The sequence below is a fragment of the Thermodesulfobacteriota bacterium genome, assembly GCA_040755095.1.
Classification (GTDB): domain Bacteria; phylum Desulfobacterota; class Desulfobulbia; order Desulfobulbales; family JBFMBH01; genus JBFMBH01.
In genome coordinates, this window is sequence record JBFMBH010000033.1 from 1 (window position 1) to 25,702 (window position 25,702).

Annotated in this window: 9 protein-coding genes; 5 read left to right on the forward strand and 4 right to left on the reverse strand. The window is 67.2% G+C overall.

Annotated elements, in window-relative coordinates:
- Positions 1–165 precede the first annotated feature (165 nt).
- The 3 genes from AB1634_07160 to AB1634_07170 all read left to right on the forward strand — a co-directional run bounded on the left by AB1634_07160 (position 166) and on the right by AB1634_07170 (position 4,911).
- Entirely contained in the window at positions 166–675 is a 510-nt protein-coding gene (locus tag AB1634_07160) for a DUF4143 domain-containing protein (protein MEW6219304.1), read from the forward strand.
- Between the two features lie 239 nt (positions 676–914).
- Positions 915–3,014: an acetate--CoA ligase family protein gene (locus AB1634_07165; GenBank protein MEW6219305.1), complete on the forward strand. Its 2,100-nt coding sequence runs from the start codon at positions 915–917 to the stop codon at positions 3,012–3,014.
- A gap of 1 nt (position 3,015) precedes the next feature.
- Positions 3,016–4,911, forward strand: coding sequence for a GNAT family N-acetyltransferase (locus tag AB1634_07170; GenBank protein MEW6219306.1), 1,896 nt, complete (start codon positions 3,016–3,018; stop codon positions 4,909–4,911).
- 262 nt (positions 4,912–5,173) lie between these two features.
- Here AB1634_07170 and AB1634_07175 read toward each other — a convergent pair whose 3' ends face one another.
- The 3 genes from AB1634_07175 to AB1634_07185 form a co-directional block, all read right to left on the reverse strand.
- The gene (locus tag AB1634_07175; protein MEW6219307.1) at positions 5,174–5,332 is read right to left on the reverse strand and encodes a hypothetical protein; all 159 of its coding nucleotides are present in this window, start codon (positions 5,330–5,332) and stop codon (positions 5,174–5,176) included.
- A 3-nt stretch (positions 5,333–5,335) separates the two neighbouring features.
- Positions 5,336–9,580, reverse strand: a complete 4,245-nt coding sequence (locus AB1634_07180) for a DEAD/DEAH box helicase (protein ID MEW6219308.1) — start codon at positions 9,578–9,580, stop codon at positions 5,336–5,338.
- 170 nt (positions 9,581–9,750) lie between these two features.
- Positions 9,751–9,909 (reverse strand): hypothetical protein, encoded by a 159-nt coding sequence (locus tag AB1634_07185; GenBank protein ID MEW6219309.1) that lies wholly within the window; start codon positions 9,907–9,909, stop codon positions 9,751–9,753.
- A 342-nt stretch (positions 9,910–10,251) separates the two neighbouring features.
- Here AB1634_07185 and AB1634_07190 point away from each other — a divergent pair, with 342 nt between their 5' ends.
- Positions 10,252–12,885, forward strand: a complete 2,634-nt coding sequence (locus AB1634_07190) for a hypothetical protein (protein MEW6219310.1) — start codon at positions 10,252–10,254, stop codon at positions 12,883–12,885.
- A gap of 23 nt (positions 12,886–12,908) precedes the next feature.
- On the forward strand, positions 12,909–17,474 hold the full coding sequence (locus AB1634_07195) for a cytochrome c3 family protein (protein ID MEW6219311.1): 4,566 nt from the start codon (positions 12,909–12,911) through the stop codon (positions 17,472–17,474).
- Positions 17,475–17,500: 26 nt separating this feature from the next.
- Here the strand turns inward: AB1634_07195 and AB1634_07200 are convergent, their stop codons facing one another.
- Entirely contained in the window at positions 17,501–25,519 is an 8,019-nt protein-coding gene (locus AB1634_07200; protein ID MEW6219312.1) for a DUF2341 domain-containing protein, read from the reverse strand.
- Positions 25,520–25,702: the final 183 nt, after the last annotated feature.

Consider the following 25,702-nt stretch of genomic DNA (forward strand, 5'->3'; position numbering starts at 1 on the left):
CGCGAGCCGGCAAAAAACGGCCTGGTCCATCCTCAGCCCCGCAGACGACGCATACCTCCGCCCAAACACCACCCCTGCGGCATTCCTCACCGGCCAATACTGCGGGGTTTCGGGTCGGCGGCAATACAGGTCTGGAACGGTGCCGAGCTGGCGCGGGCCTTCGGCGTGGCTGCGACCACTGTTCGACGCTACCTGGATGCTCTGTGTGCCGGGCTGGTGCTCCGGCAGCTCCTGCCCTGGCATGAGAATCTCGGCAAACGCCAGATCAAGGCTCCCAAAATCTACGTGGCTGATCCGGGCCTGCTGCACACCCTGCTCAATCTGCCAGCCAGGCACGAGATCACTGGCCACCCCAAAGTGGGCGCTTCCTGGGAAGGCTTCGCCTTGGAGGAGGTTGTCACCCGTCTCGGCGCCCGGCCCGAAGAATGCTTCTTCTGGGGGAGTCACGGCGGGGCGGAGCTCGATCTTCTGGTCATCCGCGGCAGCGTACGGCTGGGCTTTGAATTCAAGTACACGGCTGAGCCCCGCACCACTCGCTCCATGCACACCGCCCTTGTGGACTTGGCGCTGGACCGCCTGGATGTCGTCCACGCTGGTCTTCATACCTTCCCCCTGACCGATCGGATACGCGCCATCTCCCTGCACCGGCTCCTGGTCGATCTGGCTCCCCTCTAGCCTGGGCGCAGCTTCGCCGGCCATGGCCCCTGCTTGAGCCTCCCGGTCCACCGCAACCGGAGCCGCCGCGATCTCCCCCTTGACCTGATCCCGCCCCCCTCGCTACCCTGGACGGCAGCATTCGTCCCGCCGCCAGGCTTGCCCCTTCGGGCTCATCTGGCGGCTCCTTCTGGCCCGCCCCCCTTGCGCGTTCCTGAGCGCCCGGGCAGGGCGGGCCATTCCCTTACGGAGCCTTCATCATGCTGGAAGCCCTGTTCTATCCTCAGGCCGTTGCCGTCATCGGCGCCTCCAAGACCCCGGGCAAGGTCGGCCACGAGATCCTGGCCAACCTGAAGAAAGGCGGCTTCGCCGGCGAGGTGGTGCCGGTCAATCCCAACGCAGACACGGTGCTGGATCTCCGCTGTTATGGCTCCCTGGCCCAATGGGGCGGCCGGGTGGATCTGGCCCTCATCGTCGTGCCCCAGGCCGGGGTGCTGGACGCGGCCGACGATGCCATCAGGGCCGGGGCCAAGGCCCTCATCGTCATCTCGGCCGGCTTCAAGGAGACCGGGCCGGAGGGCGCCCAGCTGGAGCGCCGGCTGGCGCAACGGGTGGCGGATGCCGGCGTCCGGCTCATGGGCCCCAACTGCCTGGGGCTCATCAATACCGACAACCGCATGAACGCCTCCTTTGCCGGCTCCATGCCGGAGCCGGGCGGCATCTCCGTCATCTCCCAGTCCGGGGCCCTGTGCACCGCCATCCTGGACCTGGCTGCCAGCCGGCACCTGGGGCTGGCCAAGCTGGCCTCCATCGGCAACAAGGCCAATCTCACCGAGGTGGATTTCCTGACCGCCCTGGCCCACGACCCCCAGACGAAGGTCATTGTCGGCTATCTCGAGGACATCTCCGACGGCGACGACTTCGTGAAGGCGGCGGAGGAGGCGGCGAATCTGAAGCCGGTGGTGCTCCTCAAAAGCGGCACCACCGCCGCCGGTCTCAAGGCCGCCAGCTCCCATACCGGGGTACTGGCCGGCTCCGAGACCGCCTATGGCGCCGCCTTCAAGCGGGCCGGCGTCATCCGGGCCGACACCTTCGAGGATCTGTTTGACTTTGCCACCGCGCTCTCCATGCAGCCCCTGCCCAAGGGCGACCGCACCCTCATCATCACCAACGCCGGCGGGCCGGGCACCATGGCCGCCGACGCGGTGGAGAAGGCGGGCATGGTGGTGGCCGAGCCGGAGCGGTCCATCTCCGCGGCACTCAAGGAGAAGCTGCCCCGGGCCGCCAGCATCGGCAACCCCACCGACGTGCTGGGGGATGCGGATCCCGGCCGCTACGTGGCAGCCCTGCAGGCGGCCCAGCAGGACGGCACCGTGGATGCCGTCATCGTGCTTCTCACCCCCCAGGCCATGACCCGGCCGGCGGAGACCGCCCGGGCAATCGCCGCCAACCTTTCTCCCGACAAGCCGGTTCTGGCCGCCTTCATGGGGGGAAAAAGCGTCATGCCCGGCCGGCAGGAGCTGGCGGCGGCGGGCCTGCCGGACTATGACTCGCCGGAGCGGGCGGTCTCGGCCCTGAAGGCCATGCGGGACTATGCTGCCTGGCGCAGCCGGCCACCGCGCATCGTCACCCGCTTCCGGGTCAACCGGCGCCGGGTGGAGCGGATCATCATCCGCCGGCAGCGGACCGGCCGGCTGCATCTGGGCGAGGTGAAGTCCAAGGACATCCTGGCCGCCTACGATTTCCGGGTGCCGGAAGGCTATCTCACCACCTCCGGCCAGGAGGCCATGGCAGCAGCGGAGCGCATCGGCTTCCCGGTGGCCATGAAGATCGTTTCTCCGGACATCGTCCACAAGACCGACCTGGGCGGCGTGCGGCTGAATCTGGCCAGCAAAGGCGAGGTGCGGGACGCCTATGACCTCATGATGCTGCGGATGTCCCAGCAGGCGCCCAACGCCTTCATCGAGGGGGTCTACGTGGAGAGGATGCTGGAGAAGGGACTGGAGATCATCCTGGGCATGACCCGGGATCCCCAGTTCGGGCCCATGCTCATGTTCGGGCTCGGCGGCATCTTCGTGGAGGTGATGAAGGATGTCACCTTCCATCTCGCCCCCATCACCCGGGACGAGGCGGTGCAGATGCTCACCTCCACCCGCTCCTACGAGATCCTGAAGGGCAAGCGGGGCCAGAAGGGGGTGGATATCGAGGCCATCGCCTCCGGCCTGCAGCGCATCAGCCAGCTGACCACGGATTTTCCCCAGATCCTGGAGCTGGACATCAACCCGTACATCGTGGGCGAGATCGGCTCGGTGCCCATCGTTGCCGACGCCCGCATGACCATAAGGCCCCTGGAGGGATGAGATGACCCTTGAGCCCACCTACCCCCACGATCGGCAGTGGCGGGAGCGCTATCGCGACATGATCGTCAGCCCCAAGGAGGCGGTGGCACGCCTCAAGCCCGGCAACCGGGTCTTCATCGGCACCGGCTGCGCCCAGCCCACCCTGCTCGTCCAGGCCCTGGTGGGCCGGGCCGGCGAGCTGGCGGACATCGAGATCCTCCATCTGCTCACCAAAGGGGATGCCCCCTATGCCGACCCGCGCCTGGCCGACGTCTTCACGGTCAACAGCTTTTTCATCGGCCAGAACGTCCGCCACCTCATCCAGGAGGGCCTGGGCGGCTATACCCCGGTGCTGTTGTCCGATATTCCGAAGCTCTTCCGGTCCGGCCAGATCCCCCTGGACGTCGCCCTCATCCAGACCACGCCGCCCGATGAGCACGGCAAGGTGAGCCTGGGCATCTCGGTGGATATCGTGAAAAGCGCCTGCGAGAATGCCTCCCTGGTCATCGCCCAGGTGAATCCCCACATGCCCTGGACCCACGGCGACTCCCTGGTGGACATCTCTGACCTCGACTATCTGGTGCCGGCCGAGGTGCCGCTCCTGGAGCGGCAGGTGAACCCCGTCCATCCGGTGTCCGAGGAGATCGGCCGCTTCGTGGCCGGTCTGATCGAGGACGGCTCGACGATCCAGTTCGGCATGGGACGGCTGCCGGGGGTGGGCCGCATCCCGGCCGCGGTCAGCCATTTCCTGAAGGAGAAGAAGGACCTCGGCATCCATACCGAGGTGATCACCGACGCCATCATGGACCTTATCGCCAGCGGCGCGGTCAGTGGCCGGCGCAAGACCACCGACCGGGAGACCATCGTCACCTCGTTTTGCATGGGCACCCAGGCGCTCTACGACCTGGTGAACGACAACCCCCTGTTCAGCTTCCGGCCCACCTCCTATGTCAACGATCCGTACATCATCAGCCGCCAGCACCAGATGGTGAGCATCAACCTCGCCCTGCAGGTGGATCTGACCGGCCAGGTGTGTGTGGATTCCATCGGCCGCAAGTTCTACTCCGGCATCGGCGGCCAGGTGGACTTCCACCGGGGGGCTGCCAGCTCGCCGGGCGGCAAGCCGATCATCGTTCTGGCCGCCACCAACCGGGAGGCCACGGCCTCCCGCATCGTCACCCAGCTGTCCCCCGGTGCCGGGGTGGTCATCACCCGGGGCGAGGTCCACTACGTGGTCACCGAGTACGGGGTGGCCTATCTGCATGGCAAGAACGTTCAGGATCGGGCCCTGGCCCTCATCAGCATCGCCCACCCGAGCTTCCGGGAGCAGCTCCTGAAGGAGGCGATCGAGGAGAAGATCCTGCACCAGGACATGCGGGAGGTGGAGGGCAAGTTCGTGGTGGCGGCCGAGGACATGAAGACCAGCCTGCTCCTGGACGACGGCACCCAGATCCAGCTCCGGGCCATCCATCCCACCGACGAGCCGGCCATGAAGGATCTCCTCTACGCCCTCTCCCAGGAGACCCTCTACTACCGCTTCATGACCCGCAACCAGAAGTTCGGGCACAAACAGATCCACAACTTCGTCTACGTGGATCACCGCCGGGACGTGGCGGTGGTCGGTACGGTGCCGGCCGCCCACGGCGACGAGATCATCGCGGTGGGGCGCTATTATCTCGACGAGCGGACCAACTACGCCGAGGTGGCCTTTGTCGTGCGGGACGAGTGGCAGAACCGGGGCATCGGCTCCTTCCTCTTCCGCCACCTGGCGGCCCTGGCCAAGAAGAGCGGCATCCGCGGCTTTGCCGCCGAGGTCTTGCGCATCAACAAGCGGATGCAGACCATCTTCCACCACTGCGGCCTCAAGGTGCAAAGCGCCGCCGAGGACGACGTCTACTCCTTCCGGATCGATTTCTAGGCCCCGTCCCCGGCAATTGCCGCTCTCACCGCCGCCCCGGCCAGCGCCATGGCCGGGGCGGCTTTTTTGTGCACGCCCGGCATGGGCGTGAGGGTGCATTACACGTTTGTCCCTGAGCCGCCCGGTGCGGACCCGCATGCCGGGTGGTGTGGGGGGAGGGGGAGAAAAAAACCGGCTACCCGATTGCGGGAATCGGGGCGGCCGTGTGCTACGGCTCTGCGGGCGATAAGATCCCGCTTGGCGCGGGCGGTCCAGAGGAGCCTCATGTGGCGGCTGTTCCCAGGGCACGGTCCAGCTCAGCCTCCAGGTCCTGGTCGTCGGTCAAACGCCCGGCCTCGGAGTCGGCGAGACCGGCCTCTACAGCCTCCAGGAACCGGTCGCGGCCGTGCAGGCGGTCGAAGTCTTCAGGGGTGACGAGCATGGCTTACGCCTCCCCTCCACCTCCCTCTCCTCCTGCCTCATCCCCCCGCATGAGGCGCACGAGATCCTCGGTGGAGATGCGGCCGGCCGTGTCGGTGCCGGCCAGGAGGTTGTCGGCCAGGTCGCGCTTGGTCTGGTGCAGGGCAACGATCTTCTCCTCGATGGTCCGGCGGGCCACCAGGCGGTAGACGGTGACCGGCCGCTCCTGGCCGATGCGGTGGGCGCGGTCCGAGGCCTGATCCTCCACTGCCGGGTTCCACCAGGGGTCCAGATGGATGACGAAGTCGGCGGCGGTGAGGTTGAGGCCAGTGCCGCCAGCCTTGAGGCTGATGAGAAAGACCTCGCCCTCGCCGGCCTGGAAGGCGTCCACGGCCCGTTTCCGGTCCCGGACCGGGGTCGAGCCGTCGAGATACTGGTAGGAAATGCCCTTGCCATCGAGCAGCCCCCGCACCAGGGCCAGGTGATCCACGAACTGGCTGAAGACCAGCGCCCGATGGCGGCCCGCCACCAGCTCCTCCACCACCTCGCCGAATACCGCCAACTTGGAGCCCGAGATGCCGGCCTCAGGGAGAACGAGCCGCGGATCGCAGCAGGCCCGGCGCAGCCGCATGATCTCGGCCAGGACCCGCAGATGCTGGGCGCCGGGCGATCCTTCCGCCGTGGCCACCGCGGCCAGGGCCTTCTGGCGTAAGGCCTCGTAGAAGGCCATCTCCTCGGCCGACAGATCGACGTGGAGGATGATGTCGGTGCGGGGCGGCAGCTCCTCCAGGACCTGGGCCTTGGTCCGGCGGAGGATGAAGGGCTGGATGAGCCGTTTCAGCCGGCGCCGGGCCCCCTTGTCGCTCTGGCGCTCGATGGGGTCGGCGAAACGCTGGTTGAAGCCCTCCAGGGAGCCCAGGAGCCCAGGGTTCAGGAACCGGAACAGATTCCACAGCTCACCGAGGTTGTTTTCGATGGGCGTACCGGTGGTCAGGAGCCGAAACCCGGCCGCAAGACGCATGGCCGCCTGGGAGCGCCTGGTGGCGACATTCTTGATGGCCTGGGCCTCGTCGAGGATCACGGTGCTCCAGACGCCTTCGGCCAAAAGATCGGCCACGCCCTCGGTTTGGAGCAGGCCGTAGCTCACCACCAGGACGTCGAAGGGTCCCAGGCCGGCCACCGTCTCCTGGCGGCGGGCCTGGCCCAGGGGAGCGAAACGGAGGCTGGGGGCGAACCGCACCGCCTCGTCCAGCCAGTTCGGGCAAACCGAGGTGGGGGCCACCACCAGGGCCGGTCCATCCTTGGCCCGCAAGAGAAGCAGGGCCAGGGCCTGCACGGTTTTGCCCAGGCCCATGTCATCGGCCAGGCATGCCCCCATGCCCAGGTGGGCCAGCCGGGCCAGCCAGGCAAACCCCTCCCGCTGGTAGTCGCGGAGCTCCGCCCGCAGGGTGGAGGGCACCAGCGGCTCGAAGGATTGTGCCTGGTCCAGGCGTTTGAGATGGGCCTGCCAGGCCCGATCCACCTCCACCGAGCCCGCCTCTGCCAAGAGCCCGGACAGGGCCTGGGAGGCCAGGGGATGGAGCCGCAATCCCTTGCCATGGCTCTGGGTGAAGGCGGCCAGTTCGTCGATACGCTTGCGGAGCTCGGCGGTCAAGGCCAGAAACTCGCCCTGGCCCAGGGGGAGGTAGCGGCCAGGGGTCGTTCCGAGGAGGTCGAGGAGCTGGCCCAGGGCCAGGACCCGGTGATCGTCCACCATCAGGTCGCCGTCGATGGCGAACCAGTCCTTCTGGGAGCGGATCCGCAGGCGGAAGGCATCGGGACCCTTCCTGGGCAGGACCTTCATGCTCTGGCCTTCGGGCCAGGCCACGATGATGGCCTCGCCTTGGGCCAAGAGCTCCTGAAGAAGATCGAGACACGGCTCCGGCCCCGGCACGAGCCACTCGGCATCCCCGGTCTCCTCCGCCTCTCCGGCGAGCACGGCGGAGTCCGCCAGGAGCTGGTCGGCCGCAGACCTCTCCCTGGCCAGGTCCCGCTGGGCCAAAAGACGCTTCCCCGCCACCTCGGCGATGACCGTGGCACCGCCCTGGCCGGGCAGATAGGTGGGCCCGTCTGCGCCCAGGGGACGCACGCGCAGGCGCGCCGTAAGACCTTCTCCCTTCGGTCGCAGAAGGAGACAGGGCCGGGCATCGGCCTCCACCGTCTCCACGCCGGCCGCAGCGTCGCCGGCCACGTCGGAATGGACGGTGACCAGGCCGGCCACCGCGCCCACGGCGCTCATGAGCCGCGCCTGGGCAGCGCTGGGCACCGACAGGCCGCGCCGGCCCAGGATGCCGGCGATCCGGTGATGCTCGGCCGTAACGGCAATGGCCTGGAATCGGGTATGGCTCTCCTCCTGGACAATGACTTGGGTCTCGGGGCCGGGATAGGGCACGAGCTCGACGATGATACCGCCGCTTTTCTTGCGCCGGACCAGGAGCTCAGGCTGGTGGCGTACCAGCTCCACCCGGGTCTCGGGATGATTCGCCCGGAAGATGGCGGGATGCCCGACCAGCTCCAGGAGGGCCTGGGGCGCAAACTCGTACTGGACGGCACCGTAATACCCGGTGCGATAGGCCTTGAGATGGGCGCATACCCTCCGATCCTGCTCGCTCATGAAGGGGACGCCTTTCTCCTGGAGGCGCTTCAGGGCCACGTTTCGGCCCTGGGTCCAGGCGCCGTTCTTCTGCCGGCGCTGTTCCTTGGGCTCCAGCCGAAACCCACCCTGGTGCACCGTCAGCTGCCAGGCCAGCCGGATCTCCTTGTCCGGCCCGATTTCACCGGTCCCGCCCGGCCCCATGGCAGTCAGGGCATCCAGGGCCCGCTCCCAGGGCTGTTGGCTGCCCACCGCATCCAGGAGGCTCTTCCAGCCGACCGCCTCCCGGAAGGTGCGGGCCGCCTCTCCGTACCCTGCCCCCAGTCCGAGCCGGACCAGAAGCTCGGAGACCTCGGCGGCCAGCCACCGGGAGCCGGCGGCCTTACGTTCGGCCGCCAGCGCCTGCAGGCGCTTTTCGAGGCCTGGCGGCAGCGGTGTCGAGGTCCAGTAATGGCAGGCGCCCAACAGGAGCAGGAGAAGGGGGGCAAACGGCACCGAGGTGTTTTCGAGCAGGCTGGAGTCCACGAAGGAATGCACCTTTTCCCCGGACAGGGCGCGCACCAGGGAGGCCAGGCAGGCATGGCTGGGCAGGTAACGGTCCTGGGACACCGCCCCTTGCGCATAGGCCAGGGCGGTCTTCCGGTTGGCCTCCGACCCGCTCCGGATGAGGGCAAGGACATACAAGGGGCTCTGGGGGCGAAGGAGATAGACCTTGCGCTTGCCAATCCGCTTGCCAGCCTGTTGCAGGACCCCTTGATAGACCTTGAGGCTCTCCGCATACCTGCCTTGCGCGAACAAGAGCCAGGCCTCGACCTCTTGGAGGATCAGAAAGGATGGGAACCGTTTCTTGCAGTCGGCCAGGAGGCCTTGGGCCTCCGGCCAGTCCCCCCGCAGGATCAGCTGCTCCAGCAAAAGAAGACTGACCTCCGGGATGAGGGGGTTTGCCTCCTCCCTGGCGCCAGGCTGAGCCAGAGCCAACCGTGCCCGCAGAAGGGGGATGGCATGCGGCTCCAGTTCGGGTGGCAGGGCCAGGTCGGCGGCTTTGTCCCAGAGATAGCCCAGGAAGAAAGCCGGCGACAGGTCTTCGATCACCTGGGGATCGAAGGGGTTTTCCAGGATGCGGCACAGCACTTTGAATGGCGAAACGGTATCCAGGATCGATCGCCGCTTGTTGAACCGGCGGATCTTCTCGTAGAAGGCCTCGACATCCTGGTTGTAGAAATCGATGCGAACCGTGATGAAAAGGCTCTCCTCTGGCGGCTGGTCGTGGACGTTATGGGCGCCAAAATACCATATTGCCTTGGCGACCTCGGCAAATCGGCCCTGCCGCGCCAGCTTCCTGGCTGCCGTCTCCATGATCAGGGGCTGGCAGGAAAACATTTCCCCATCCCGTTTCACGAGGCCGTCGCTGGTGAGGCGTTCAAGAAGCGGCAAGATGTCCCGTTTGCTCGTATAGAGCCGGCCATCGTCCCGGCGGAGATCCAGCTCGCTCAGGCACTGGACCACGGGCGTGGCACGGATCGGGGCCACGATGATGGCCAGCAGCTCCACCACGGCCTGCTGGATGGGAGGCAAGGCGTCGAAGGCCGCGACCAGGGGTTGGCGTGCCGACTCCGGGGCGCGAACGGGCTCGAGCATGGGGACCTCCATGAAGGATGAGGCAACGACCTGGAGACCACCGGGCAGCCGTTACCGGTGAACCGCACGTTTTCAGAATCCAGGACGGGAAATCGACTTGGCAGCTCGGCATGGCGGGCCGGCAGCGGGCGGGACCTAAAGAGGGGGATGCGCTCTGACCGGGCCGCCGCCTACATCCCCACCAGGGTGATCCGTTTACCGGCCTCAATCCGCTCTTCCCAGCGGAGGCGCTCCTCCCAGGGCTTGTCGGCAGCGGTCTCGAACAGGGCCAGGTAGCCGTGGTCGAGCCCCAGCCGGGAGAGATAGCGGGCCAGCTCCTGGAGCGGCACTGGGAGAACGTCCGCCTACCCCAGCCGCTCGGCGGTCCCAACCTACCAGAAGCGGGGGCGGGTGTCGAGGCGGCGCGGCCGCCCTGGGCTTGGCCTCCGGTGAGGCGGCCCAGGGCGGCTCGAACGAGCAGCCGGCGGCGACGACGTCATTCCCTTGTAGCTGTCTTTCGCCCATTCTGTTAAGAGTACCTTCCCGTTCGCTCCTTATGGCTTGCGTCCGGCTCGGCCGGGACGGCCAGCCCGGGGGCCCGGGCCGGCAAGGCTTAGAGCGAGGCGAAGGAGCACAGGAGGTGAGCGGCAAGCCGCTCCATCCTGGTCAACCGGTCAAGACGAGGACCTGCCATGAGATGCCTCTCCTGCCGGGGGCGTGCCCCCCTTGTCATCCTGCTGTTTCTCTGTTTGCTGCCGCTGCGGGCCTCCGGTGAGACCTTTGCCGGCTATACCCGTCTCGGCCGGCTGGCCCTGGATGCGCCTACTGCCCTGGCCGTGGCTGGGGACGAGAGCCTCTCCGTGGTGCAGGCCAATGCCGGCCGGCTGGCGGTCTACGGCCCTGAGGGCAGCCAGCGGGCCAGCCGGTCCGACCTGGACCAGCCCAGCAGCGTGGCGGTGGCGCCGGATGGCAGCATCCTGGTCGGCTGCAGCGGCGATGGCAGCGTGCGGGTCTACACCCCGGACCTGGTTCCGGTCCGGCAGCTCGGCCGCGGCGCCGGCGAGGTCAGGCGGCCGCTGGCCATCGCCGTGTCCGCCAGTGGCACGATCTATGTCGCCGACGCCCTGGCCAACGCAATCAAGGTCTACGGGGCGGACGGCAGCTGGCGGTTCTCCTTCGGCAGCCCGGGCCGGGAGGACGGCCAGTTCAACTACCCCACCGCCATCACCATCCTCGAAGAGCGCCAGGAGATGGTGGTTGTCGACCTGTGCCTCGTGGACTCCCCCACGGGCACCCACCCGGGCGCCCGGCTGCAGGTCTTTGATCTCGAAGGACAGTTCCTGAGGCAATTCGGTGGGTTCGGCCTGGGGGCCGGCGTGCTCATCAAGCCTACGGGCGTGGCCGCCGATGGGGACGGCGATCTGCTGGTGGTGGATGCCTACCAGGGCGTGGTGCAGCTGTTCGACGCCCTGGGCATCTACCAGGGGGCGGTCTACGACACCAGCACCCCCTTGCGGACGCCCCTCGATGTCGGCATCGGCGTCCAGACCGGCCGCCTGTTTGTTGCCGATGCCGCCGGCATCGAGGTGTTCGGCCTTCCGGGCAGCGTGCACACCGTTACCGCCGGTGCCGCTGGCCGGGGCCACCTGGCGCCGGCCGGGGCCGTCACGGTCGCAGACGGTGCGGCCCAGGACTTCCTGCTCGCCGCCGACGAGGGCTATGCCATCGCCGGCCTGGAGGTCGATGGGGTGGCGGTGGCTGGCGTGGGCGGCCTGACCCGGACGGTGTACACCCTGCCGGCGGTAGAGGCCGACCACGTCCTGGCCGTGACCTTCGCCCCCCAGGTCCATACGGTGCGGGCAACCGCCCAGGGCCATGGCCGCCTGAGCCCGGAGGGTGTCCTGTCCGTGGCGCACGGCGGCCAGGTGGCCTTCACCTTGAGCCCGGAGCCGGGCTACCGGGTGGGACGCCTGCTGGTGGACGGCGTCGAGCAGGGGGCGGCCAGCCAGTATGTCCTGGGCGGGATTGCCGGGGATCACACCGTGGAGGCGACCTTCGTCGCCCCGGAGTCCGTGGCCATCTGGGCCGGTGCCGGTGCCCACGGCAGCATCGTCCCCAGCGGCACGGTGACCAGGGCCGAGGGGGACAGCGCCACCTTCACCATTGCCCCGGAGCCGGGCTACACCATCGCGGATGTGCTGGTGGACGGCATCGCCGCAGGGCCGGTGGACCGCTACACCTTTGTCGCCCTGGATCGGGATCACAGCATCGAGGCCCTGTTCCTGGCCGCCCCGGTCTGGCATGACCTCGTGGTCACGGTGGCGGGTGCCGGCGCGGTGGCAAGCGGGTCGGGAGACATCGCCTGCCCGCCTGCCTGTACGGCCGAGCTGGCCCAGGGCTCCCCGGTGGCTCTCGCCGCCAGTCCTGGCGCCGGGCAGGTGTTTGTCGGCTGGGGTGGCGACTGCACGGGCAGTGACCCGGTCTGCCGCCTGGTCATGACGGGCCAGCGGGCGGTGACTGCCCATTTCGGGCCAGACCGGGAGCGGGAGACCTTCGAGCTCGGCCACTGGCGCGCCTTCCCCTGGCTGACCGGTGGCGCCTCGGCCTGGACGATCCAGGACCAGGTGCCGCATCAGGGCCGGTACGCGGCCCAGGCGCCGATTGATCTGGCGGCTGGCGGCATGAGCTTCCTGGAGGTGGCCTTGGAGGTGCCCCAGCCGGGGGAGATCCGCTTCTGGCTGCGGCTGCGCGATACCACCGGCAGCGACCAGCTGAGCTTCCTGCTGGATGGGGTTGAAGCGGCCTCCTGGGCCGGGGATCTGGACTGGCAGGAAGCCTGGCTCCCGGTGCCGGCCGGCCGCCATGTCTTCCGGTGGGAATACCGGAAGAGGGACGGCGATGCCGCGGCCAGCGCCTGGCTGGACGACATCGTCTTCCCGCTCCATGTCCCGCCGCCGGCGCCGGTGCCGGATCTCAAGGCCAATGGCAGCGACGGGCCGATGATCCTGCGGCGCGGCCAGCCGCTGGTGGTCTCCTACGGCCTGGCAGCCGGCGCGGCCCTGGGCCAGGGCTCGGATTGGCTCCTGGCCCTGCACTCCCCCTGGGGCTGGTTCTTCTACGACCAGACGCGGCAGGTGTGGAGCCCGCGGCCGGCCTTGATCTACCAGGGGCCGCTGGCGGATGGCCATGCCCACACCACCTTCCTGGCCACCACCGGCCTGCCGCCGGGGGGCTATATCTTCTATTTCCTGGTGGATCGGACGGCCGACGGTCAGCTGGACCAGGATCTGGCCCTGGACGCGGTGCAGGTCAGGGTAGGCCGATGAGGACGCTGGGACAGGAGACGGTTATGGCAGGCGCGAAGGCGATTCTGGTGGGTATGCTGGGCGTGCTCCTCTTGGCCGGTTCGGTGGTGGCCGACCGGTTCGATTACCACTATCCCCACAACTGGAGCACCAGTACCGCCTGCGAGAGCTGCCACTACATGGTGCAGGAGGCGCCGCCGGCCTGGGTGAGCAGCGCCACCCCCTACGACACCCTGTGCCTGAGCTGCCACAACGAGGTCATCCAGCCCAACCTCACGGTGCAGACCCACTCCAGCGCCAACACCAGCAGCCGGTACGGCGACTGGGCCGTCGAATGCCGCACCTGCCACTGGCCGCACCACCAGCGCCAGTACCAGGTGTACGGCGCCACCGTGGCCACCGGCGTTTCCACGGGCCTCTCCGCCAGCCCGCCGGACGAGGCGCACCCGTACGGCACCGGCACCCTGACCGTGGCGGACGCTGGCTGGGCCGAGGACCAGTTCAACGACTTCATCCTGGTCCCCAACACCGCCCATCCCACCTACAACGCCCGCATCCTCGACACCACGAGCGACACCTTGCTGGTGAGCCCGGCCATCGATCTGGCCTATACCGCGGTGGGCGACCCGTTCGCCATCTTCTACGGCAAGCTGATCAAGGACCAGATCCGGACCCCCAACAGCGGCCGGCAGACGGTGCGGTTCTTCAACACCACCGGACCCAACTCCTACGCCGACGGCGATGCGTCCTCCGACGGGGTCTGCGAGGTCTGCCACACCCGAACGACCCACTTCCGGAACGACGGCAGCGCGCCGGACCAGCTGCACAGCAATGTCGGTGGCGGCCAGGCGGGCCGGAATTGCGTGGCCTGCCACGCCCATGCCAACGGCTTTGCCCACGGCGGCGGTGCGGGCGGCGGCGGCTGCGAATCCTGCCATGGCCATGACGGCGGCTTCGGCGGACCCGGCTCCGGCGGCAAGGGCAGCTTCTTCAGCCACTCCACCCATACGGAAAGCGATGCCGACGATGCCAAGGGACCGGCCCTCGCCTGCGGCGACTGCCACAACACCAGCGCCTTTCCCAGCTTCAAGGACGGCGCCGCCAGCCTGGCGGTCACCACGGTCTGTGACCCGTGCCATTCGCCGGGCGGCACCTACGACGGCGTCGGCGATCCGGAAGTCGGCGCCAAGGCCAACTGGGATGCCGGCATCTATGCCGCCGATGGGGTGTCCCTCAAGCCGGGCAAGGAGAAATGGTGCGCCACCTGTCACGATGAGGAGCCATCGGTGATCCAGGGGGTCAGCGCGCCCCACGTTATCGGCGACGAGGACGGCGCTTACACCTATGGCACGGGCTGGGGGTTCTACAAGACCGGCCATGGCCTGCCGGCGGCACAGGCCTATCCCAGCAAGGGCGGCCAGTTCCCGCCGCTCATGGTCAACGGCTCGAGCCGGGCCGTGGAGTGCGGCAGCTGCCATGACCTGGCCAGCCGGCATATCGATGGCGTGGCTCGGACCTACGGCACCCAGGCGGTCACCCCCACCGGCTACCGGCAGGGCTACCGGCTGAAGATGATCGATGGCAAGGAGCCCATGGAGGTGCCGAAGACGCCCTGGGGCGAGAACACCTTCGATGACTACCTCCTCTGTTTCCAGTGCCACGACTCGACCCCGTTCCTGGACCCGGTGGACGAGCGCTCCAACATGGCCCAGCGCAGCACCGGCAACGCCAGCCTCAAGGTCGGGCACTATTATCACCTGGCGTCCATCGGGTGGCAGGGCTGGCGATCGGACTGGCGGTCCACGGTCAACAGCGGCGTCAGCTGCACCCAGTGCCACAACGTGCACGGCAGCAAGGCCTACGCCATGCTGTCCGACGGCTCGCTCACCGGCACGGCGCCAGGTCTCGAATTCTTCTACTACAACCGGGCCCTGTCCACCCGGGATCCCAACGCCTACAATCCGCCGGTGCCGCGCAGCCTGCCCCTGGGTCTGGCGGACGGCTTCCAGTGGCTGCCCCTGAGCACCAACCGGGTGGGCTGCAGCGCCACCTGCCACGGTCAGACCCTGTACCGCACCTTCGAATGGACGCCGTACAACGTGCCCAACCAGGCACCGCTCCTGGCCTGGACCGGGGAGGCCAACTACACCGCGGCCAGCGTCTATCCCACCAGCGCCGTCTCGGGCAGCAGCTTCGAATTCCGGGTCAAGTACCTCGACCACCTGCTGGATATGAACGGCGCTGGCTTCGACAACGCGCCCAGCTACATCCGGGTGCTGCTCGACACCGACAACGACGGCGGATTCGAAACCGCTTATTCCATGGACTATGTGGGACCGGCTGCTGGCGAAGGCCGGATCTACCGGAAGGTGCTGCCGATCAGGAACACGTTCAGCAACACCATCCCCTACAAGATCGTGGCCGGCGACGGACCGGACACCGTCTCCACCGGCTCTGCCCCCAGCGGCCTGGCGGCAGAAGGCGCCCCCACGGAGGTCAGGACCCTGGAGCTCATCAACCGGCCGCCGGTGCTGTCGTGGACCAATGAGACCCATTTCGAGGCGGACGGGGTCAATCCCGACGCCGGCGGCGCCGGCCGGACGTTCAGCTTCCGGGTCAGCTACACGGATCCGGACAACAACCCGCCGGATGCCAACGGCGTCCGGGTGGTGATCAACGGTATCGAATATGCCATGGAGGAGAAGGAGGCCTTCTATTACGACACTGGCCGGCACTTTGCCAGGACCGTGACCCTGGAGGCGGCCGGCGACCTGGCCTACCGGTTTGTGGCTCAGGATCTCTTCGGCGCGCCGGCCTCCGGCGAGCCGACCGCCGAGCACCTGGTTCAGGTGCAGGCGGCGACCACGCCGCCTGTCCTGGACTGGGTGGTCGAGGAAGGGCGCACCGCCGGGGTGAAACCGGCCGTCGGCCTGGCGGGGGAGGCCTTCGACTTCCGGATCCGCTACACCGATGCCGGCAACCAGTGGCCGCCCAGCGCCGGCTCTATGGAGGTGTGGGTGGATCAGAACGACAACGGGCTGGTGGATGCCGGTGAGACCCTGGAGATGGACGAAGAGGTGGCCGGTGCCGGTGCGGTTGCCGGCAAGCTGTACCGGCGCCAGGTGCGGCTGACCAGCGTTGGCGACGGCTCGATCCGGTACCGCTTCCTGGCGTCCAACGGCGCGGATCTGGCGGTGGGCGAGCCCACCGCCGACCAGGAGCTGACCATCCTCCGCTCGACGATCTGGACCACTGATGCCGATTTCAACGCCGGGGCTCTGGCCGGCCTGAGCGTCCTGGGCGCCGCGGAGCCGGCCTTTGTCACCCTGGCGCCCGGCCCGGAGAACTGGCGCCAGCTGAGCGTCACCGGCCAGCCGCCCGGCAGCAGCAGCGGCCCGCTGGTGTACGACAGCCGCTGCCAGAAGCTGGTCTACTACGACGGCCAGACCTCCGAGCTCGACCCGGCGCTCGGCCAGTGGACGCGGATCACCACCGCCGCCGCCCCCCCCACCAACTACGCCAACTGGGGCTGGGCCGGCAGCGCCAACATGACCTACGACCCGCGCCGGGACCGGGTGGTCCTCCTGGACTACACGGGGGCGACCTGGGAGTACCACGCCGGCCTGTGGACCAACCGGGGGGCGGCCAATATCAATCCCCTGGGCCAGCGGCGCTTCAAGTACGCCCTGGTTTACGATACCAGCATCCGCCAGGTGGTCCTGGTGGGCGGGGTCAACACCCCGGGCGTCAACTATGTCGGCGGGGTCATCAACTACGAGGAGACCTGGACCTATGATCCGGTATGGAACACCTGGACCCCGGTGCTCTTCCACAACACGGATCCCCCGGCGGGCAAGGGCTTCCGCAACTCCAAGGTGAGCCAGACGAACGCCTTCTACGATGAAGCCGCCAACCGGCTGGTCATCCCCGCTGGCCACGGCTACAGCTACGGAGCGGCCTCCACCAGGACCTATGCCTTCAGCTCAGCCGACTGGCTGTGGAGCGATCTCGGCCTCGCCACCCCCAACCGCATGTATCAGATTCCCCTGGCCTATGACAGTCGGCAGAGCCGAGGGATCCTCTACGGCGGCACCCTGGACGACCAGGCCCAGTACCAGACCTGGGCCTTCGACTCGGCCACGGCCATCTGGCAGCAGCTGAGCCCGGCCAATGCCCCCACCTTCGCTGCCGGCTCCATGGCCTACGATGCGGAGCACAGGCGGCTGGTCCTGAACGGCGGCGCCAGTGGCACCTGGACGTTCGGCGCCACCTATCCGACCGCCACCGGGACCATCACCGGCCTGATCGCCGACGCCGGGGCCGGGCAGACAGCCCAGTGGCATACGCTGGCCTGGGATGCCCAGGTTCCCGCGGGCACCGGGGTGCAGCTCCAGGTTCGCACCGGCAACAGCGAGGCGGAGCTGGCCGCCGCAGCCTTCCAGGGACCCGATGGCACCGGTCAGACCTTCTTCACCGCCTCGCCCAGCGCCCTGAGCGGCCTGGCCGCCTGCCGCTTCCTGGAGGTGGAGGCCAGCCTGGAGACTTCAGACCCGGCGCTCAGCCCCACTCTCCGCTCCATCACGGTGGGCTACGATACCCAGCCCGAGTGATCCCGGCCCAGGGGCCGAGCGTCTGGTCACTCGCAGGCCCGATCGCCCGCTGCATAGGGAGGTGTCGTGACCAGCGCCTCGTTGGAGTAGGTCGATTCGGTCGAGCCGCGGGCGGCCTTCACCCGGTAGCGGTACTGCTTCTGCGGCTCGATGCCCACGGTGTCGGTAAAGGTGCTCACCGCCGGCCCCAGGGTCTGGCGCACGGTCCACAGGCCGTTCCAGCTCTGGGCCTCCAGAACGAAGCCCTCCTCGCAGTCCGAGTTGTCCGCCCACTCCAGCCGGATGATCCGGGAATTGACCGCTGTCGCCGTAAGCCCGCTGGGCGCGGCCAGGGTGCCGGCGCAGGGAGTGCAGGCCTCATCGATCTGGCCATTGCAGTTGTCGTCGCGACCGTTGCAGTACTCCGTGGCAGCAGGGTGGATCGCCCTGTGGCCATCGTCACAGTCGCTGCTGTTGGCCACGTAGCCGCTGGGAGCCGCGGTCTGGCAGGTGGCGATGCTGTGGTAGCCATCGCCGTAGGTGTCACCGTCGGCATCGCGGTAGAAGGTGTGATCCTGGGCAAACCCCTCATCCACGCTGCCATCGCAATCGTTGTCCGCGCCGTCGCATTCCTCGACCGCCCCTGGCCGGATCGCGGCCACCGCATCGTTGCAGTCTCCACTGGTGGCGGCAAGTCCGCCGGCCGGGTAGTAGCTGGCCCCGGGATCGACACACTGCGCCAGGGCGGTGCCGTCGGAATAGCCGTCCGCGTCCGCATCCTTGAACCAGACCAGCCCAGGGTGGACCGCCGGGTCGTCATCGTTGCAGTCCCCACCGGACGCGGTGAGGTCACCAGCCAGGTGCCAGGTCGGGCCCGGGGCCGCGCATTGGACTTGGTTCGTGCCGCTGGCATAGCCGTCCCCATCCACATCCTGATACCAGACCGTGGCGGGATGGATAGCTGCCTTGGTGTCGTCGCAGTCCGCGCTGTCGGTCACATAGCCAGCCGGCGCCTGGCAGGCCGCCTCGATCACAGCCGGATTGCCGTAGGTATCGCCATCACTGTCCTGGTAGCAGGTCACCGAGGTGGTGGCGGCTGAAGCCTCGTTGGAGAAGCCCGAATGGCCGCCGGAGTTGGTGGCCCGCACCCGGTAGAAGCAGGTGGTGTCGATGGCCAGGCCCGTGCTGTCGCTGTACGTGGTGGTGTTGGGCGCCACGGTGGCGACCGCGAGCCAGGACCCGCCGGCCCCGGCCTTCCGCTCGATCGCAAATCCGGTCTCGTTGCCGGTGGCGCCGTTGGCATTGTCGGTCCAGGCGAGATCGATGGCGCAGGCGCCGCTGGCCGTGGCGGCGAGGCCCGAGGGCGCGCTGGGGATCGTGTCGTTGACCGTGGTGAAGCTGGTTTCGTCGGAGAATGACGACCAGGCACCGAAGCTGTCCTCATATTGGAGGCGCCAGAAATAGGTGGTGCCGAAGGCGAAGGCATACGGGGAGACGAGACCGTTGGCCGCCTGGGCGCCGACCGTGGCTGCCGGCTCGGAAGCCGCGTATTTTCGGACGTGGAAATAGTCGTAGTCGGTATTGAAACTGCCGCCGCCGCTCCATGATTTGGCCATCAGCCCCCAGTCGCGGGGCACGGAGGGCAGGGTATAGATGCCGCAGTTGTTCCAGCTCTCCCCATCCGTGCTCCAATCGTATTCGAGGGTCGAGCCGGTCTTGCGGAAGCGCAGATGATGGACCGCCGCGCCCGTGGCGCAGGTGGAGCCCTGGTAGCCATCGGCGCTGAACATCACCGACGAGGTGCTCGACTTCGAGCCGAAATAGCCCTTGTTGGTACTGCCGGTGGCAAGGCTTCTGATATAGGCCAGCCCGGAGTAGCGGTTGCCGCTGACATTGGCCCCATCCTGCCTGGTCGTGAGGACAAAGTCCTGGGCCGTGGTCCATGCATCCCAATGGAGGAACGGGGCATCGTTGACCGTATTCCAGGTGTCGCTGTCGCCCACCACCTTGATCCGCAGCCACCCTGGCCGCTCGGTGAGGGTGTAGGCATCGTCGCCGCCTGGATTGAAAAAGGACCAGCCGGATTTCAGAGTGGCGCTGTCGAAATTGTCATAGAGCTCGAAGACCTGGTCGGCATCGCTTTCCGCGACCGCCAGGGCATCGCCGTACAGCAGGTAGACCGTGCTCGTGCCCGCTGTCTTGACCTTGACCCAGACCGTGGAGCTGCCGCCGGTGTTCCAGGTCTCGAGCCAGTAAGGCAGCTTGGCGCCGGCGGCGTCATAGAAGCGCAGATCCGAGCCGTCGGCTTTCATGTTGGCGTAATTGTCGGTATTGGCCGCCGTCAAGGTGATCTTCACCTGGAAGCCATCGACCGGCGTCGCCGGGGCCAGGGTGATTGGCCGCTGGTACTGCGGGGCGGTGGCCGGACTGGTCCGGGTGAGATCAGCGAAGCTGGCGCCGCTGTCATAACTGCCGGCCCCGCCGTACTGATCGTTCGCCGGCCTGATTTGCCAGCGTGAGGCGGCATGAAAGTCACCCTCGTCGGCGTCGACGAAATCGCTTGCCGCCAGCGCCGGCGCGCGGCTGACGCCGGTGGCGCCGTTGGCCGGCGTCCCATTGCTCGGCTTTCCCGGAGCGGAATAATCGTACCGGGCCCTGATCTCCGCGGCGGACAGGGCCCGATTGTAGATCACCACCTCATCGATCACGCCGTCGAAGTACTCGCTGGTGCCCAGCCGGCTCCCAATGAAGACATTGCTGTCCGAGCTGTCGAAGGTGAGGTTGGCATAGGCTGTGGCTCGGCCATTCTTGTACAGGGTGACTTGGCCGGCGCTGTGATCGAAGACCGCCGCCAGATGCTGCCACACCCCGACATCGACGCTCATGTCGGGGAAGATGACACTGCCGGAGCCGTCAAAAACGGCCCAACAGTCTCCCTCCCGCAGCAGGGACCAGTCAAACCAGCCGTTGTCCGACGTAACCACCTCATGCCGGCCGGCGCTCGTCCCGGCCGGCCTTACCCAGGCCTCAAAGGTATAGGATTGTGTGCCGCCCTGATCGATGTTCAAGGGGGTGCTCACGGAATCGGCGACACCATCAAACGTGAGAGCCGAATGGAATTTGCCGTTGACAGTCCAGGTGGCGCCGCTGATCTCGCCATCATAAATGCCGACAACGCTGCTGTCTGCGGCCGTGGTGCCGCTGCCGTCATCCAGCTTCCAGTAGGCCACAACACCGTCCGGCTGGGAAAGGCCGGTGGCGAACGAGGTCCCGGCCGACCAGCCCGACCAGTTGCCCTGGCTGTCCTGGTAGCGCAGCCGCCAGGAATAGGTGGTGTCGTTGGCGAGCACCGAGGCGATATCGTGGCTGGTGGCCGCCGCAACAGTGCCGCTGTCGTACGCCATGGTCGCAAAGCCGCTGTCCTCTCCGATCTGCCATTGCGCTGCCCGCTGCACGTCGCCATCCACATCGCGGTACGCCGAGCCGGTCAGAGTCGGGGTGCGGTCGTTGACCGTCGCCCCGGCCGCCGGGCTGCCATTGGTCGGGGTGTCGGGCGGAAAGTTGGCGGCGGTATCGAAGGTGGCTTCCGCAGACCAGGCGGACCAGGCCCCGGCCTGATCCCGGTGCCGCACCTGCCAGTAACAGGTGGTCCCGGCCGCAAGATCCGCTGGCAGGGCATAGCTGGTGAGGCTTGCGGTCTGGAGCGCGCTGTCGTGGGTCAGGGTCGCCCCGGTGTAATTGCCGCTGGCGGTGGCGACCCGCCATTGGGAAGCGGCGTGGCTGTCACCGGCTCCGTCCGGGTCGGAAAAGGCGGAAGAGGTCAGAGTCGGTCTGGGAGCGTTGACCGTGGCGCCGCCGGCCGGGGCCTGGGTCGTTGGGGTATCGGGCGCCGCGTTGCTGCCCCCGGTCGTGAATCCGGTTTCGGCGGACCAGGGGGACCAGAGGCCGGAGCTGTCCTTGTACTGCACGCTCCAGAAATATCCGGTATCGAGGGCCAGGCCGTTGGCCACCGGCACGGTGTAGCTGGTGAGGCTGGAGGTGACCGGACCGCTGTCCAACGACGTCACCGGGTCGCCATAGGTGCCCGCGCCCTGCCGGAGCCGCCAGCGGGAGGCCGTATGGGCATCGCCGGGATCGAAGTCGGCAAAGGCCGAGCCAGTCAGCGTCGGGGTGACCGCGACCCCGGTGGCGCCCTGAGCCGGTGCCTGGTTTGCTGGCTGGCCCGGCGCGTGGGTGTTGCGGGTGACAAGATAACGCGCCATGACCTCGGCGCTGGAGAGGGCGGCATGGTAAATCACCACCTCATCGATCACGCCGTCAAAAAAGTCGGACGTGCCCTGATTGCTGCCGATATGGATGTCGCTGTCCGAGGAGTCATAACTGATGGCGCTGACCAGCGCGGCCGCGCCGTTCTTGTAGAGGATCACCCGGCCGGCGGTGTCATCGAATACCGCCACCAGATGCTGCCAGGTATCGACATCGACGCTCAAAGCAGAAGAGACGATGCTGCCGCTGCCGTTGAACACGGCCCAGCTTGCCCCTTCCCGCAACAGTGTCCAGTCGTACCAGCCGTTATCCGTGCTGACGACAAAATGTCTGGCCGCACTGGTGCTGGCCGGCTTGACCCAGGCTTCGAAGGTGTAGGACTGGCCACCGGCCTGCTCAATGTTGAGCGGCGTGGAAACATCGTCGCTGCTGCCGTTGAAGCTCAAGGCGGTGCCGCTGTTGCCGGTGATCCAGGCGGCGCCACTCACTGTGCCGTGACTGGTGCCGGCGCTGTCGTTGGCCGTGGTGCCGCTGTTCTCGTCGAATCTCCAGTGGGCGACAGTGCTCGCCGGAAGGGGTGTGCCGGTGGTCAAGGCGGTTCCGGCCGAGTAGGCGGACCACAGCCCGCCGCTGTCCCGATACCGCACGCGCCAGTGATAGGCTGCGTTGTTCGCCAGGGTGGTGGCAACCGCGTGGCGCACCAGATCGGTGCATGGCCCGGTGTCATAGACGATCGATGCAAACCCGGCGTCACCGGCGAGCTGCCACTGGCTGGCCTCGTGGGTGTCGCCCTCGGGATCCGAAAAAACCGAGGCAACGAGCGTCGGGGTGCGGCTCACGCCCGCCGCGGCGTCGGCCGGCGAGCTGTTCACTGGCTGGTCCGGCGCCGTGTTGCCGGGCAAGGTGATGGCGGAGACGATCTGCGGGTTGCTGCCGGCCACGCCGTCCGCATCGTGGTAGGTCAGGCGCGCATCATAGGTGCCGCCGCGAGCCAGGCCGGTAATGGTGTCCGTGAACGGGCTCGGAGAATGACCCTTGGGATTGATGCCCCAGGCGAGCCAGGTGCCCGAGGCGGAAGGCTTGTACTCGACCGAACAGGTGCTGTCGGCGTTGACGTCGTCCGTATAGGGCATGCTGATATGGAGGGCCACCCCGTTCGCTGGCGTCGCCGTCGCCGTGCCGGTCGTAGTCGGGTTTTTGGGCATGGTGACCGTCACGGTTTGCGGATTGGTGCCGCTGACCCCATTCCCATCATTGTAGGTCATGCGGAAGTCATAGCTCGCCTCAGGCGTGAGACCGGTGATCGTGGTGGCATAGGGACTGGCCACGTGGGCGGCGGCTGTTACCCAGTTCGTCCAGCTGCCGGCCGCGGCGAGCTTGTAGTCCACGGTGTAGGTGTTGTCATGGTTGTCGTCTTTGCTATACGGCATGGTGACGGCGACCGAAGTGATGCTGGCGGCCACGGCCGTGGCCACGCCCACGGTGGTGGCGTTGATGGCATACTCATCGGCGCCGATGTCGGGATTGCCGTTGCGGGTATCGCCCTCGATATCGTCGGCCGGAGCGCCGGCCCCGGTGCCGCCATCGATGCATGGCGAGGCATTGCTGCAGGCCGGATCGGGGGTGCCGGCGCCGCCACAAATCCGGAAATTGCCCGCCGTGGTCGGCAGGCCGCTTGCCGCCGTCTGAAAATCCACGAACATCGGATCACTGTTCATGCTGGTGCCGCTGGGGAAGCCAGTCTGCCCAACATCGGACCAGGAGAAGGTGGGCACGCCGCCATACTGCTTCAGGGTCGCATCGCCAGCATCGTTGCCGTAGACGATGCTGTTGGTCACCGTGGCATCGCCGTAAAGCCCGCCGCCGTCGTCCCAGGCATAATTGCCGCTGATGGTGCTGTTGAGGATGGTGGTGGCGCCGGCCGCTCTTACCCCGCCGCCATCATTGGTGAAGGCCCGGTCGGCGGTGTTGCCGGTGATGACGCAGTTGGTGATGTCAAGCGTCGAGCCGGCATAGATGCCGCCGCCGTCGCCTGCCCTGTTGCCCTGGACGTATGTTCTGACGATCTCGGTTGGCGATGCGGTATAGATGCCGCCGCCGGAATAGTTGCCCGCGGTGATATTGTTGCGGACGGTTGAGCCTGAGACCGTGGTCCTGGTGCCGGGCGGATAAGCCGCATAGCTGCCGGTGATGTAGAGGCCGGCGCCGTTGCGGGCGGCGGTGTTGTCCGAGATGTTGCTGTTGCTGATGGCGAGCGGCGACTCGCTTGCGACAATGGTGCCGCCGGCGATGGCCGCGGAGCTGGCGTTGCCGGTGACGGTCACGTTGTCCAGCACGGTGATCTCGGTCACGCCGGTCAGGTACATGGCCGCGCCGATGCTGGCGCTGTTGCCGGTCAGGGCGCTGTTCATGACCGCAAGCGGGCAGGTGTTGGCGTAGATGCCGCCGCCGGCATAGGCGCCGGAGCTGTTGCCGGCGATGGTGGTGCCATCGATCACGGTCCTGGTGCCCGCGGCGAAACCGGAATAGCTGCCGGCCAGGTAGAGACCAGCGCCTTCGCGGCTGCCGGTGTTGCGGGAGATGGAGCCGCCGGTGATGGTCAGGGGCGAGGACTCCGCATAGATGGCACCGCCATTGATGGCGGTGCCGATGTTGTCGTCGACCTGGGTGTTGGTGATCACCGTGACCAAGGGCAGGTTGATCAGGCGCAAGCCCGAGCCCTGTTTGCCGCTGTTGCTGGTGATGGCACTGTTGGTGATCGCGAGTGGCGAGCCGTTGGAGAGGATGCCGCCGCCATTGTAACCGTTGGCATTGTTGCCGTTGATGGTGGTGCTGTCGATAAGGGTCTTGGTGTCGGCCGGAAAGCCGGCATAGCTGCCGGTCAGATAGATACCGGCCCCGTCGCGGGAAGTGTTGTTGGAAACCGAGCTGTTGTTGCCGATCGCCATCGGTGAATCGATGGAATAAATACCACCGGCAATATATCCCCCGGCATTATTCGAATTGATGGCGACGTTGTCGATTGTGGTTATTGTCGGGACATTCTGCAGCCGCAAGCCAGCCCCTTCCTTGCCCGAGTTGTTGGACACGGAGCCGCCGGTAATGGTCAGGGAGCTCTGGTTGGAGCAGATACCGCCGGTGGTGTAGCCGTTGGCGGTGTTATAGACCACATTCGTATTGGTCAGGGTCGTGGTCCCGACCATGGCGTTCAGGGAGATGCCCGCATAATCCCGGCCCGAGTTGTACGAAACGGTGCAGTTGGTCAGGGTGAGATCCAAGCCGGCGGTGGCGTAAAGGCCCGAGCCTTTATTGGCCTGGTTGGCCAGGCCGGACTGGCCGATGGTCGTGTTGCTGATCGTGGCCCCGCCGCCGTTGATATAGATGCCTGCCCCGTAGTTGTCTTCACTGATGGTAGCTGTTGCCAGCACGTTGCCGGCAATGACGCAGTTCTGGATGGTGGGGGTGGCACCGGCAGTGATCCTGATCCCCCGGTATTTGGCACCGATGCCCTGATTGTCGATGGTAAAGCCGTCGAGCACCGCGCTGGCGGCCTCGCCGCTCACAAACGAGACAACGGCGTTGCCGCTGCCAGCCGCGCCGCGAAGGGTGGTGGCACCGGCACCGCCGGCCGACCGCACCGTGATGCTCTTGCCGGAAAAATTGATGTTCTCGCTGTAGGTGGCGCTGGCCACGAGGACCGTGTCCCCGCTCCCTGCCGCATTGATGGCATCCTGAATGTTGGCGTAGGAGCCCGGCACATTGAGTGTGGCGGCAAGGGCGGGATGGAAGAAGACAGGCAAGAAGAAGATCAACAAGGTCGAAGCCGCAACGCGGCGGAACAGCGAAGCAGCGTCCGGGATACCGCTCGTTATCCTTGCGCCGAACTTCCCAGAACTGCGCACCACTTCAAGTGGCTGATACCGGGACGCGTGTCTGTCAATCATCTTCATGACCTCTCTCTGTATGGCATCCGCTGCAGGCCC

Coding starts and splice junctions, on each gene's coding strand:
- AB1634_07165 (MEW6219305.1), top strand. CDS start 915: ATGCTGGAAGCCCTGTTCTATCCTCAGGCCGTTGCCGTCATCGGCGCC.
- AB1634_07170 (MEW6219306.1), top strand. CDS start 3,016: ATGACCCTTGAGCCCACCTACCCCCACGATCGGCAGTGGCGGGAGCGC.
- AB1634_07175 (MEW6219307.1), bottom strand. CDS start 5,332: ATGCTCGTCACCCCTGAAGACTTCGACCGCCTGCACGGCCGCGACCGG.
- AB1634_07180 (MEW6219308.1), bottom strand. CDS start 9,580: ATGCTCGAGCCCGTTCGCGCCCCGGAGTCGGCACGCCAACCCCTGGTC.
- AB1634_07190 (MEW6219310.1), top strand. CDS start 10,252: ATGAGATGCCTCTCCTGCCGGGGGCGTGCCCCCCTTGTCATCCTGCTG.
- AB1634_07195 (MEW6219311.1), top strand. CDS start 12,909: ATGGCAGGCGCGAAGGCGATTCTGGTGGGTATGCTGGGCGTGCTCCTC.